Here is a 12,509-nt window from a genome sequence, read left to right on the forward strand (position 1 = left end):
CTTTCGATGAGACAATGGGATGCGGAAAAACCGCTAAATTAAATTATACATGTTATGCACGTTTATGTGTAGTGGAGGGTGAAACCAGCAACTGAACGAAAAGGGAGCCGAACGCCACAGGCGCATCAACTCCCTCTTTCCGAACCCTACGTGTGACTTTCACCGCATACCGTTCTCCAAGAAACTACAAAACTATTTTCTTGACAACTCCATACGGCTAAAACCGTTGGATTCTTGGGACCATAGCCTCGTGACTATTTCATTACCAAGCTAACCCCTTGCGCCCCACGGTTTATATTTGTTTTATTTCTTCTTTGCCGCGAGCAAACTTGGTTTTCGTCTGTCACGACTATACATGTATTACCATGGGAATGTTTGTTTGTATACTTGCTTTTTTCCAAAGGTTGAACTAATGAAGGAAAATTCCTTACCCTCGTTCAACGCTCGCTTTCATCCCACGATTTAAACCGTGGGTTTTCTCGCTCGCAATGTTATAATACTTTATGAGAGTACAGCTTTGATTTCCATAGAGGATGACTCATTCTTATCTAATAAATCTAAATAAAATTTTGCAAATGTAGCTTCCATATATGGAATAAGCCATATAAAGCCGATTCCTAGGGTAAGAATACATAATAAGCCCCATCCGATAAAAGATAGATTAAGTAAGAAAAATCTCCACTTATTCCCATGCATTATATGACGGCTGTGAGTGATTGCTTGATTTACGGAATAGTATGGATGGTCAATAAGAATATAGCTAGTCATGGCATAAGATAAACTTTTTATAATTCCAGGGACAACGAGTAATAGAGACCACAAAACGATATAGATCGTGGGAAGTATCATGGACCAAATGCCTCTAACAAAAAGCTTGACAGATCGAAAATAAGTAAATAAGTCTGAAATTTTGGCTATTTTGTTTCTAACTATTGCTAAATATATTTGATTACATCCGAGATATAATCCTCCCCCGACTAATAGGGACCAAATTGCATCTATATTATCAAGCCGTTCACCCCATACTTTTGGATTTGAGATGATGTTTAGTTGGGAAACCAACGTACTGAATATTTCACTATTTTCATACAACTTTGACTCCACAATTTGATAAAAAAAATAAAAAGGTGTAAGTACAAAATCAAAAGGCGAACTTAAAAAATTGCATAACAGTATGGCAACAATTGCTATGCCCCATTTTCCTGTTAAAGATTGTCTTGCACTATGCTTAAGTTCTCTAAAGTTCACCATGTTCACTCCATTTTTCGCAGATAAAAGGATTATAATGTATTATTTGTAGTATATGATGTTATATTTTAATTACATTCTTATTACAAAAAAATAAAAATCCCCTATCTGTACGAAATAGGACTCTTTTAATTGAAAGATGGTAGAATATAGGTGTTTTACCCAAGGGTGGAGTTCGCATAGATGGATCATTCTTTCTTTATAACGAGAGCCTTTTTTCCATATTCATAAGAAATTCACTATAGGGAGTAATATGGTTGAGTCATATCCTATGATGTATGAGGATATAAAGGATAATCAATTAAGCAAATTTTGTGATATGTACCTTTTGGAGAAATAAAAAGACCAATGTCAAAGGTTTTATAACCTGACATTGGTTCTTATTTAACAGTTCGATCCCCGACCCGTTCGGACTGCACACCTCGAATTTCGTTCCTGAGGTTCCGATCAAACGGATCGTGGAACTGATCGAAATCTTTAGCGTGGAGGGGTAACTCTTCTTGGGATCATCTCCTAGAGAAGGTTGTGACCTGTGAAAGGTCGTAAGGACAATGATCTTCGATTTATTCGAAAAATCATTGCCCCCAAAAGTGTGACCAAGTACTCTTGCCTAAAAAAATCGTACATTCACATAAAAAAGGAATACATTTTTGCTGGAACAGGGAAGTTTTATGATCACCTAACACATTTATTTATTAACTGTTAGTTCTGCACTTCCTTGACATGTTGCTTTGGACTTCTCACAATAAAGATAAAGTCTATAATTTCCAGAAGGTGCATTATTCCATTGATTTATGTTATCAGTACTAGCTGTTATATAACCTTGATCATATTGAGCACCATTTCTCTTTAGCACCCATTTGATCGGTAATCCATCATTTCCCTCAGATTGTTCCCATACACTTATATTTCCACCATGATGATATATTTGTTTACTTGATGTTACTTTTTGTCCATGAGAGATGCTGGCCCATATGGAGTTAGCAGCGAAAACAACCGTACTGAAAGTAAATAAAAATGTAAAAGCAAGCACAGAAGAAAACACAGATTTTTTCAAAATCCTCTTGTTTATGATGATCGACTCCTTATGTAGTTAATGAAAGAAAGTTTAGATTTTCCAAAATTAAGGATATCTTATCATATTATACAAGGAATAATTTAAATATACAATATTATAAAAATAAAATGGATAGAATTGAGTCATTGATAGAGGATTTATTACAAGGAGAAAAAAAGAAGGCGCAATTCAAGCGATTAATTGAATACGAAAAGAAAAAATAAAGAGTAATTAGTGAGTAGTTTTAAGTGGTTAGACTTTTATTTTTCAATTATTAAAGAAGTACCTGTAGAAAGTAACACAAACAAGAGAAACCCAAAATTCGGGTTTTATTGCCGATGGTGCTTTATATGGATTTTTTGTCGCAAATAAAACAAGTTATTTAGAAAGCGAACCACTTTTGTTTAAAATGGAAGAAGATAATTTATTTTTAGTTTCCTGGAGGTTACATTATTATGTCCATTTATTATTTTATGTTTGAAGCAGTTCCAGACTCCAATAATATGGAAGAAAAAGATTGCGAAGGTGCATTTATAAACTGCTGGGTAAAGAATGAAGACATGAGTTTAGCGTTAAGAGAAGCTGAAAATTATGTAGATAATGAAGGATGGAAAATAAAATGTCTAACAGAGCATTTCATTGTACATAGAAATGATTACGAGGGAGACTTAGAGTTAAAGGAAGCTCTAAATTGTTTTGATGAAGCTGAAAGGCATGGTATTTCCTCTATTTTTTATACTTGGTCTGCCGATAAGTATTTAAATTGATCGCTGTATTTAAATTTGCTGATTTAATTTTTAGGGAACGCTCAGAAAGGTTCCCGAAGAGTATTTCCACAATGCCTGCTGTTAAATATGGACTAAGACCTAACCCTCCCCGATAGCTTCGTTGTGTTTTGAAAGGATAGAGAGACGACGATTAACGCAATGATCACTATTCCAAGAACAACGATGTCCAGTACTGTTCTATTTTTCATGATGTATGCCTTCATTACATTGTTGTAAATGCCAAACATATAGTTAAATGAATTCAAATAACTTGAATGTATAGGGCTGAAAAATGTACCTATAATGTAATGGTATATAAATTAACAAAAGATGCGACAAAAGAACAAATCAAGGCAGCAGGGTTAGAAGAACACTATGTCAATCATGATTTATCCTTATTTTATAATAATGCAGCAGGTAATCCATTTACTGCCACATACATACAATCCAAAGGTGACCCGATTGCCGATCTCTATGAAGACATTGCAGCCGAAGAAAAAGCGAGAGCAACATACCAATGGATAATTGATTTATCAGATGATCCAGATATTAACGATTCCCTTAAATTTCTGCGAGAAAGGGAAATTGTGCATTCGCAGCGTTTTCGTGAAGCAGTAGAACTAGTGAAAGAATTCCAAGGGCAGAAGAAGTTTTTTTGATGAAACGAAATAAAACTTCTTAGAATAGTGATACTTATTTTATTCAAATGTTTCAATGCATAAAATAAAAAAGTGGAAAGAGAAAAAGATTTAGATTTTTATTACAGTCCAGTCATGTAACAGTAAGAAAAAACAGCAATTAAGCAGCGATCGTTCTCCGGAATTTAACCAGTGAACGGTCGTCAAGTTTTTGAAAACGTTTTTTGTTGTGAAAATCAATGTATTCGCTAATCATATGTAGAGCAGATTCTGCATTTTTTGGTTTTTCTAAGTTGACTTTTTCCGTTTTTGAGTGTGACAAGAACGACGATGCAAGTATTATCGAAGTAGTCTCCCATTTATTAATAATAGGGAGACTATTTTGTGCTTAAAAGCAAACAGCTCAAGTCTGCTTCTGATGATAACACTAGATCTAATTTGTTTGAGATAAAATATGTCCTTGAATGTCTCTAACCCAGTTTAATTCATTTTGCCATTGATTTATTTTCAATTGAATTAGCCTGTTTTCCATATTATATTGGCTATTTTGCAATTTTTGCTCCATTGGATTTTGATCATCTGTTTGACTTTCAGAAGTATCATTTAAGTGTTCAAGTGCTGCTGCACAATAATCAATATAATGATTAACCAAGTAGAGTTGATCTTCTAAAGCTAAATGGTGTAAACGAAGTGCCTTAATGTGAAAATACTTTTTATAAGACCCCAGATTGGAAGCGGTGTCCATCATTAATTCATAAAACCGTTTCTTACCAGCAGCTGTGATTTTATATACAGTTGAAGGACGCTGCGTGTGAAAAGGAGTTTCGTTAGGAAGGGCTTGTTCAATCAATCCTTTTTGTTCCAGTTTAGTAAATAGACCAGATAAACTTCCTTTACTTATTTTTTTCCAAGGATCACCGATCAAGCGGTTCGCAAGCTTGATAATCATATAGGCATACAATGGATATTCTTCTAAATATGAGAGGATTAATAGCTCATACATGTTATCTTTCACATCTCCCTAATTATTTGATGAATTCAATGAAAAGCTGTCTTTTGAACATAAAAATAATGCTTGACAGAAAAAATGATAAAGACTATTGTTATGCATGAAGGTTCTTTAAGAACCATTATACAAGGGAGTGGCTATTAATGAAAGCCTTACGTTCTATTTTAGATGAAAAAGTAGAGTTTACCATTAATCATTTAGCTCAATATGTAAAGGATTATATTCATGCAAACTGGGAAACTTCCTTAGCAACCAATGAACAGAAATGTAAAGAAATGTTTAGAAATCAGGCGGATTCTGCCTATGCTTTTTTTGGTAATACTCTACTAGAACCCGTTTATGCTGAGGTGGCTAAAGAAGGTTTTTCGATTCATAAAGCTAATCTAAGCTCTTCTTTAGAACACTGGGGACCGCCTGAAGAAAGAGAAAGATGTTTGTGGAGTAAAATTATGAAATCAGATGGTACCCCTCTTGGCAGCTTAGTATTACGGGTTTTTCATGATCATACCCAATTTCGTGTGCCCTATTCTCCAGATGTTTTTGGTCTTGAAGAGACAGAGGCAGTGGATATCAGACAAATTATTTCCAAAGCACCTACCCGTGTAAAAAGAGAAGAATTTTTGCGTGCTTTTAGCAAGAACACAGGAAGTGAACAAAGATGGGAGTATAGTGCTGAAATCGGGTTAGCTGATTGTCTTGATCATGAACAGCCAGAACGAAGTGAAGCCTTTTTAGATTATGCTCTTTCTGTTTGGGGACGTTACAATTGGGAGTTGACTACTGTTGTTCCTCATCAGGGGAAACTGATTGCGTTTTTTAAACGAGAAATAAAAGAATCATAATATAAAAGGGAATGTGATACAGGTATTAATGATTCTAATCTTTTTGGTAATCACATTTTTGACACTCCACATGGCTGAAGCCATGGGATTCTTGGGACGGTAGCCTTCTGACTACTTCATTACCAAGCTAACTCCGTGAGCCCCACGGTTGAACAGAGTTTTTGTTGCTACGTCATAGCAAAGACTTATTGCTTGGTTTTCGCATCTCAGTCTAGCCATTTTTCGGTACGCATAGCATTTTACGTGCAAAACGATTGGTTTGCATAACCCTATAGACTATCCACTTTTCAAAGAGCAACTGTCGATAGTCTAACAACAGATGTTCGTAAAGTGTTTTTTGAAAAATTTGTCAGATTTACGAGAGGTAGAAACCTCCCTCGTCTACAAAGTGAAACTAGTGAATTAGCGAAACTTGTGCTCCCGTTATAGTGATGCTCGCTAACATCCCACGATTCAAACCGTGGGTTTTCTCACTAGCAAGATTATAATCAAATATATAAGACAGATATTTCAACAAGTTATATACATTAGGGGAGTATCCTATTATTAATTGAATAGGGTTTAACACAGTAAATTTGGTTTCTTACATGACCAATCTAAAATATAAACTGTATTTATTTATATTTGTAGATTTTCATACCGAAGAGGAGATTTGTATATGTATCAAGTAATAAACATAGTAAATTTACTTTTTTCGATTGTTTTAGCTCTTTTTTGGGGAATTTGTGCGAATCGAGCCAGTGTGGTAGCTTTTCGTGAAGGTACAGCAATGTTTCATCGAAACGTAAAACGTCTAAGATTGGGACTCATTGTTGGCGGGATATTATTTTTGATTAAGATGTCCATTGTCATTTTTTATGGTATATGGGGCTGGGATTTTGTTAGAGAGTCTATTATTCTAGTATTACCATTACTTGTACCGACAATCATTTCAACATTTATTTTTACTTTTCCGCAAATATGGAAAATCGCTAGTTTAAAGGAGATACCCGAAGAAGATAGTGAGAAAAACCGTCGAAGTGCATATCATCCGAAAGTGGTAATTCTGGTTCAAGCGTCCTTTTTAGCCACTGCTCTTGCTGCTTATTTTACGGTTTTTCAATATCCATTTACATTAAGTTGGCTTCATGGAGTTTATGTGTGGATGATTTTTGCCGTGATTATTATTGCTTTATGGTATCGTCAAAGAAGACGTTATGAAAAATTTTCTCCATATAAATTAGGTTTTATTTTTCGAGTACGTCGATCGATTCCTTTATTACTTACCGTGGTCATTTGTTTGACATCTTGGTTTGCTTATTCCATAGAAGTATCCCGTGTTCCTAAGCAATATAACATGGCTGATCATGATCAGATGAAGCCGGAATTGGTTGAAACTGCTGATGCAAGTGGAAATCATCAAGGACATAAGCAGTCAATGAGTGTAACAGATCTAAAGGGTCCGCAAACACAAATACCCGACCGTCATTTTACTTTGGTCGCTCAAAAACGAAATGTGCATCTTAGTTCAGGAAAAACAATGGAAGCTTGGACATTTAATGGACAAACTCCTGGACCTGAATTGAGGGTAAACCAAGGTGATATGGTTGAAGTAACGTTAAAAAATCAGAATATTAATGAAGGAGTTACTCTTCACTGGCATGGTTATAACGTTCCAAATGGGGAAGATGGTGTTGCTGGTGTGACACAAAATGCTGTGAGACTAGGAGAAACTTATACCTATCGTTTTATAGCAAAACAGGTCGGAACTTATTGGTATCACTCTCACCAACAGTCATCGATTCAAGTGTCAAAGGGATTGTTTGGCGCACTTGTTGTACTACCCAAGAGCAATTTTGAACAAAAAATAAAAGATATTACTGTACTTGACCACCCTTGGAATGTTTCTGAAGATGCGGATCCAGTCGGTTCCTTTGGAACAAATGACACAGTAACTACACAAATAGTGGCATTTGGAACACAGGTCAGGCTTCGTTTGATTAATGCAGGAAATGAAGTAAGATACTTTCTGCTTTCGGGCACAGTGTTTCGTGTTGATTCTATAGACGGCAATCCGATCAATAAACCTACAGATTTGGTTGATCAAAGACTATTGCTTGGGGGAGGCAACCGCTACGATATTACTTTTACGATGCCAAACCACCCTATTAGACTAACAAGTCAAAATTCTGCAGGTAAAATCGCAGGCAGCATGAAAGCGGAGATGATTTTATTAAATTCTAAAAAATCAGATAAATTACCTGTTATAAAAGAAAAGACTGCGCTATTTGATCCTGCAAAATATGGAAAATCAAAGGCGACTATTATTAATCTAAAAAGTAAATTTGATCAGCAATACAAATTATTTTTAGATAATCGTTTTGGTTTTTTTGATGGTAAATTTACTGTGCCTGTTTATACAATTAACGGAAAGTTATTTCCAAACACACCAATGATTCATGTAAAGAAAGACGATCTTATAAAAATTACTTATATTAATAAAGGCAATATGGATCATCCCATCCATTTACATGGGCATCCTATGTTGGTTTTAAGCCGTGATGGCAAACCGGTAACAGGGAGTCCTTGGTGGACTGATACATTAAATGTAGGATCTGGAGAAACTTATGAAGTTGGATTTATAGCTGATAATCCTGGGATTTGGATGGATCATTGTCATAACTTAAGTCATGCTGCAGCTGGGATGACGATGCACTTACTCTACGATGGGGTAACAACTCCTTTTCAAGCAGGAGAAGCTTCGTTAAATCAACCTGAGTAATTGAAAATTTCTGTTCGTTTTGATATTGCTTTAAAAAGATTGTGAGTTATTATTCGAGCAAAAAACTGCTTTAAAATTTTGATAGACTACTGTCTGCTATTTTGATTTAGGTCATTTAGAAATCAGAACTACTTCGTTTCCGAACTAGATCAACAGACTTTTACAGTTAGTTGATCTAGTTTGATTTTGGTGTAAGAACAATTGTAATTCATATATAGGTAGTTGAAATGTCATAGTACTATACGGATATTGGATGTTGCGGAAATACCATTTATTGGATTTTGCAGCGAAAGGGTGAGATTTCATCATTCGTATCCCAAGTTTGTTTGTATTTTTTTCTTTATTCGTACATTTATGGGCGACTAAGAATAAAAGAGCCATACTATGTAAGCTGTTTAACGGACTTAGCAGTGACTCTGTTATAAGTGCCATATTATAGTATAATGATTTTATAGAAGAATTCCAAAATTCATGCGATTTAACACAAAAAAGGAGTGATATTTTGTTTTTGTTATCCATTATCAGTTTTTTTATCTTTGCTATCAGTGGAGTTCAATTGGTTTCAGGCGGTTATTTGTTAGCTGGCATTCCAGCGCTGTTAATTTCTGGGATAGTTCCAGTTTTGTCCTCTTTTTGGGGCAGCCAACAAAGTTATAGTAACGACAGCTGGAATGACAGTAGTCAGGATGATGGCTGTTGTGATATTGCAGGATGTGGATGTGGTCCATGCTGGTATGTGAAAGATTAATAATGGCGTAACAGGTATTTTTTCAATACATTGAATGATGGAAATAAGGAGTTTTGCGGGAAAGTGGACAATAAACATAGCTCGAGATGAAAGGATTCATGGATAAAATTCATGGATCCTTCTTTGTTACATGAACGAAAATTGTACATCTTGTTAGCATGAATATAGTGTTTTCGTCTATTGCTTTGACAGTGGCATCGCTGTTTAGTGCTGGTAATTTACAAGTATGATAAATTCTATTTATAATAGAGGTATCTGTCCGATCCTCTAGAAGGGACTTCAAAGTGAACGACGATGTTCTCGGTTGGGTGATGGAAAACGGCAGGCCGTTTCTCATCGCGATGAACGTTCAGCTTTATCTGCAGGGGAACAGTGGGATGTCTGATGACATTCTGAAGAACTCGATCCCCCATGGGCTGACATCCAGTGAGCTTGAGGAGGCTCTTAAGACTCTGGAGTCCCAGAATCTCAAGATCTCCGCTGAGGACCGAAAGAAGGTCTACAAGTGGCTGGGATTGAATCCTGAGTAGCAGTCGAGGTCTGACAGCATGCACCAACATCTCTCCCTTGTGAGAGATGGGGCCGGCTCTAATACTAAAGTAGAGTCGGCCCAGCGAAAATAAGGTAATTAGCATATATATTTTTTCCATCCCTTTTTTTATGAAAAGGGTCTTTTTTACAGAACGAACTACAAATCTTCGGTTTCTGCCATATGTTGTTTATCGGATAACTTTATTCAGGAATAAAAGAGGGCTTTTTATAGAAAAGAAAATGAAAAACAAATCTTCCATTTTCTTTTCTATCGTCCTATGGTCTTCATCTGAGAAAGGTTATGACAACGTATATTTATTTCATCGAAAGTCTGCTTATCAAATGTGATAGCAAAGCACTTCTAACAGGCAGTTGATCAATCAAAATATGCTCATTTTGTGCATGAGCACCATCGCCCATTGCTCCTAGACCGTCGAGCGTTGGAATGCCGAGAGCTGCTGTGAAATTGCCATCACTCCCACCGCCAACGGCTGTCTCTGTTAACGTAATTCCAATTTGCTGCCCACATTCATAAGCGAGTTTGAAAAGCTCTTCGGTAGATCTGCTTTTTACCATTGGCGGACGATTGATCCCTCCTGAGACTTTTACAGAAGCTTTGGGCAAAATGGCTTTTGCGTTTAATATCTCATTGGCGGTCTGCTCTCCAGCAAGAGGATTAGAAAATCGAAGGTCAACTTGTAGTTCCGCATGATCAGCTATGACATTAGATCGTGTCCCGCCTTGAGCAACCCCGACATTGACAGTAGTTCCAATCGTGTAATCTGTAAATGAATTCAACCATAAAATTTGCCGGGCCATCTCTTCGACTGCACTAACACCGTCCTCATGATGATTCCCTGCATGGGCAGCAATTCCCTCAATTGTGAAGATAAAATCTCCTACACCTTTTCTTTCTGTTTTTAATGCTCCTGTTCCACGAACCGCAAATTCGGTAACGAATACTGCGGTACTCTTTTTCGCTTCTTCTTCAATCAATTCTCGTGAAGAAAGGCTGCCTATTTCTTCATCACTTGTACATAGAAATACAATTTTTTTGTTAAGCGAAATCCCTAATTTTTTACAGGCTTTTAGTGCCCAAATAGCTTGTATAATTCCAGCTTTCATATCATATATTCCTGGTCCAAATGCACGGTTTCCTTCAACGCGAAAATGAAGTTTTCCTTGATCCCAAACGGTATCAAAATGACAGAGTATCAAGATTTGTTGGGCTCCCTCTCCATACGTAAAACGCAGATGATTCCCTGTATGTTCCCTAGGAAATATATCAGCAGTGAGTCCAAGATGTCTGGCAAATATCGCTTGTAAAACCTTCCCGCATGTATCTGTCAGTTCCTTATTATTCGAAGGGGATTCTGCTTTAACCAACTGTTCCAAATCAGCTAACATCTCGGTTTGATGAGACTTTAGATATTGTAAAAAAGCACTCATGTTTCATCATTCCTTTCCTTATGCTGGGCCCCAACTGATTAATACACCGATCACGACAAAAATAATCGATAATGCAACCCAAATACCAACCAAGGGCAGCATAAATCGCACCCATTTGCCATATGCAATCCCACTTGCTGCAAGCACACCCATCAAAACACCAGAAGTTGGATTGATACAGTTGACTACCCCTTCACCTAAAATTACTGCCTCTACGGCTACTTGACGGGTAATATGCATCAGATCAGCTAATGGAACAAGGATTGGAACGATCATAGCAGATTCACCAGAACCAGAAGATATCAAGAAGTGAATCAAGGCACTGCCTAAAAACATCCCTACAGCTCCAAAGACTGGTGGCAGCGATTGCAATAAATGAGCTAGTACATTGACAATGGTATCGATCAGTTTCCCATCACCCAAAATAATGACAACTGCTCGTGCCATACCGACAATCAATGCTCCTGCAACAAGACGCTGGCACCCTTTGAGAAAGGTTTTGGAGATATCATTTGCTTTCATCCCTGCGATAAGACCAGATCCTACTGCCATAAAGACAAACATTGCAGTCATTGCATCTACATCTAATTTATAGATAATGGTACAAATTACGAAGACTAGCAGCGTTAGTCCTGCGAATGCAAGCATCCACTTTTGACGTGGAGTAAAGGTTTGATTCTCATCCCACTCTTTTACATCTCCAATGGAGAGCGGAAATTTATCATCACCTAACAAACTATTATTCGGATTTTTGCGAAGCTTAAGCATGTAAACATAAATATAGGCAAGTGTTGCGATTACAAACGCTGCATAAATGACCGCTCTGTATCCGATTCCAGAAAGAATGGGAAGTTCCGCTATTTTTTGTGATAGTCCCAAAGTAGACGGGGTAATCATAGAAGCGTTAAACCCGGCATATGCACCGAGATAGATAAGGGATACTCCAAAAATAGCATCTAATTTCATTGCTCTAGCAATAATAATACCTAGTGGAACGAAGGCGATGATAGAATTGACTACTACGCCAGTTGTACCAAGTATAGAGAACAAAACGCCAATAACAATGATTAGTAACATTTCTTTCTTTTGAAAGCGTTTAACCGTTTTGGCAATAGCAGCATTAATCGCTCCTGTTTTCTCTAAAACTTCTAATGCTCCACCAGTAAACAAAATCAGAAAGATAAGTGGAGCTGCTTTTACCATTCCTGTTTGAATAGCCATAAAAAAGTCCATGAATCCAGTAGGATTGGAGGCAACAGAATGATAGCTTCCTGGTACAGTAACAGTCAGATCTCCTTGCTGCACATGTTTAAACTCACCTGCTGGTAAAATATACGTCGCTATGGCACAAATGATTAAGATACAAAAAAGAAGAACATAAGCATCAGGCTTTAAAAGACGTTTGAAAAAATTCGGTTTTTGGTTCATCGCTTTTTCCATACTTTTTGCCTCCTTTGGT

General features: G+C 36.7%; 10 protein-coding genes and 1 pseudogene. 6 read left to right on the top strand and 5 right to left on the bottom strand.

Annotated features, from left to right (window positions below; genetic code table 11):
- Nucleotides 1–501: 501 nt before the first annotated feature.
- A complete protein-coding gene (locus AC5WOC_RS09755; RefSeq protein WP_496055221.1) occupies nucleotides 502–1,251 on the bottom strand; it encodes a DUF975 family protein in 750 nt (249 codons plus the stop codon).
- A 685-nt stretch (nucleotides 1,252–1,936) separates the two neighbouring features.
- On the bottom strand, nucleotides 1,937–2,305 hold the full coding sequence (locus AC5WOC_RS09760; RefSeq protein WP_496055222.1) for a hypothetical protein: 369 nt from the start codon (nucleotides 2,303–2,305) through the stop codon (nucleotides 1,937–1,939).
- Between the two features lie 455 nt (nucleotides 2,306–2,760).
- On the opposite strand from AC5WOC_RS09760, the gene AC5WOC_RS09765 reads away from it, so the two are divergent.
- Both AC5WOC_RS09765 and AC5WOC_RS09770 read left to right on the top strand, forming a co-directional pair.
- Entirely contained in the window at nucleotides 2,761–3,072 is a 312-nt protein-coding gene (locus AC5WOC_RS09765; protein WP_496055223.1) for a hypothetical protein, read from the top strand.
- Between the two features lie 308 nt (nucleotides 3,073–3,380).
- A pseudogene (locus AC5WOC_RS09770) lies at nucleotides 3,381–3,731 on the top strand (manganese catalase family protein); the annotation flags it as partial.
- A 412-nt stretch (nucleotides 3,732–4,143) separates the two neighbouring features.
- Here AC5WOC_RS09770 and AC5WOC_RS09775 read toward each other — a convergent pair.
- Nucleotides 4,144–4,713: a PadR family transcriptional regulator gene (locus AC5WOC_RS09775; RefSeq protein WP_496055224.1), complete on the bottom strand. Its 570-nt coding sequence runs from the start codon at nucleotides 4,711–4,713 to the stop codon at nucleotides 4,144–4,146.
- Between the two features lie 149 nt (nucleotides 4,714–4,862).
- On the opposite strand from AC5WOC_RS09775, the gene AC5WOC_RS09780 reads away from it, so the two are divergent.
- From AC5WOC_RS09780 to AC5WOC_RS09795, 4 genes are all read left to right on the top strand, one after another.
- Nucleotides 4,863–5,561 (top strand): DUF6022 family protein, encoded by a 699-nt coding sequence (locus AC5WOC_RS09780; RefSeq protein ID WP_496055225.1) that lies wholly within the window; start codon nucleotides 4,863–4,865, stop codon nucleotides 5,559–5,561.
- Between the two features lie 658 nt (nucleotides 5,562–6,219).
- On the top strand, nucleotides 6,220–8,322 hold the full coding sequence (locus AC5WOC_RS09785) for a multicopper oxidase domain-containing protein (RefSeq protein WP_496055226.1): 2,103 nt from the start codon (nucleotides 6,220–6,222) through the stop codon (nucleotides 8,320–8,322).
- 502 nt (nucleotides 8,323–8,824) lie between these two features.
- Nucleotides 8,825–9,070, top strand: a complete 246-nt coding sequence (locus AC5WOC_RS09790; RefSeq protein ID WP_496055227.1) for a hypothetical protein — start codon at nucleotides 8,825–8,827, stop codon at nucleotides 9,068–9,070.
- 284 nt (nucleotides 9,071–9,354) lie between these two features.
- Entirely contained in the window at nucleotides 9,355–9,600 is a 246-nt protein-coding gene (locus AC5WOC_RS09795) for a hypothetical protein (protein WP_496055228.1), read from the top strand.
- 316 nt (nucleotides 9,601–9,916) lie between these two features.
- Here the strand turns inward: AC5WOC_RS09795 and AC5WOC_RS09800 are convergent, their stop codons facing one another.
- Together AC5WOC_RS09800 and AC5WOC_RS09805 are read right to left on the bottom strand one after the other, a co-directional pair.
- Nucleotides 9,917–11,050, bottom strand: a complete 1,134-nt coding sequence (locus AC5WOC_RS09800; protein ID WP_496055229.1) for a M20 family metallopeptidase — start codon at nucleotides 11,048–11,050, stop codon at nucleotides 9,917–9,919.
- 18 nt (nucleotides 11,051–11,068) lie between these two features.
- Nucleotides 11,069–12,490, bottom strand: coding sequence for a YfcC family protein (locus AC5WOC_RS09805; RefSeq protein ID WP_496055230.1), 1,422 nt, complete (start codon nucleotides 12,488–12,490; stop codon nucleotides 11,069–11,071).
- Nucleotides 12,491–12,509 lie beyond the last annotated feature (19 nt).

The sequence above is a fragment of the Shimazuella sp. NTD247 genome, from assembly GCF_059510415.1.

What these genes read in the sequence shown, in the direction of transcription:
- AC5WOC_RS09765 (WP_496055223.1), top strand. Translation starts at nt 2,761, where the DNA reads ATGTCCATTTATTATTTTATGTTTGAAGCAGTTCCAGACTCCAATAAT.
- AC5WOC_RS09775 (WP_496055224.1), bottom strand. Translation starts at nt 4,713, where the DNA reads ATGTATGAGCTATTAATCCTCTCATATTTAGAAGAATATCCATTGTAT.
- AC5WOC_RS09805 (WP_496055230.1), bottom strand. Translation starts at nt 12,490, where the DNA reads ATGGAAAAAGCGATGAACCAAAAACCGAATTTTTTCAAACGTCTTTTA.
- AC5WOC_RS09780 (WP_496055225.1), top strand. Translation starts at nt 4,863, where the DNA reads ATGAAAGCCTTACGTTCTATTTTAGATGAAAAAGTAGAGTTTACCATT.
- AC5WOC_RS09755 (WP_496055221.1), bottom strand. Translation starts at nt 1,251, where the DNA reads ATGGTGAACTTTAGAGAACTTAAGCATAGTGCAAGACAATCTTTAACA.
- AC5WOC_RS09785 (WP_496055226.1), top strand. Translation starts at nt 6,220, where the DNA reads ATGTATCAAGTAATAAACATAGTAAATTTACTTTTTTCGATTGTTTTA.
- AC5WOC_RS09800 (WP_496055229.1), bottom strand. Translation starts at nt 11,050, where the DNA reads ATGAGTGCTTTTTTACAATATCTAAAGTCTCATCAAACCGAGATGTTA.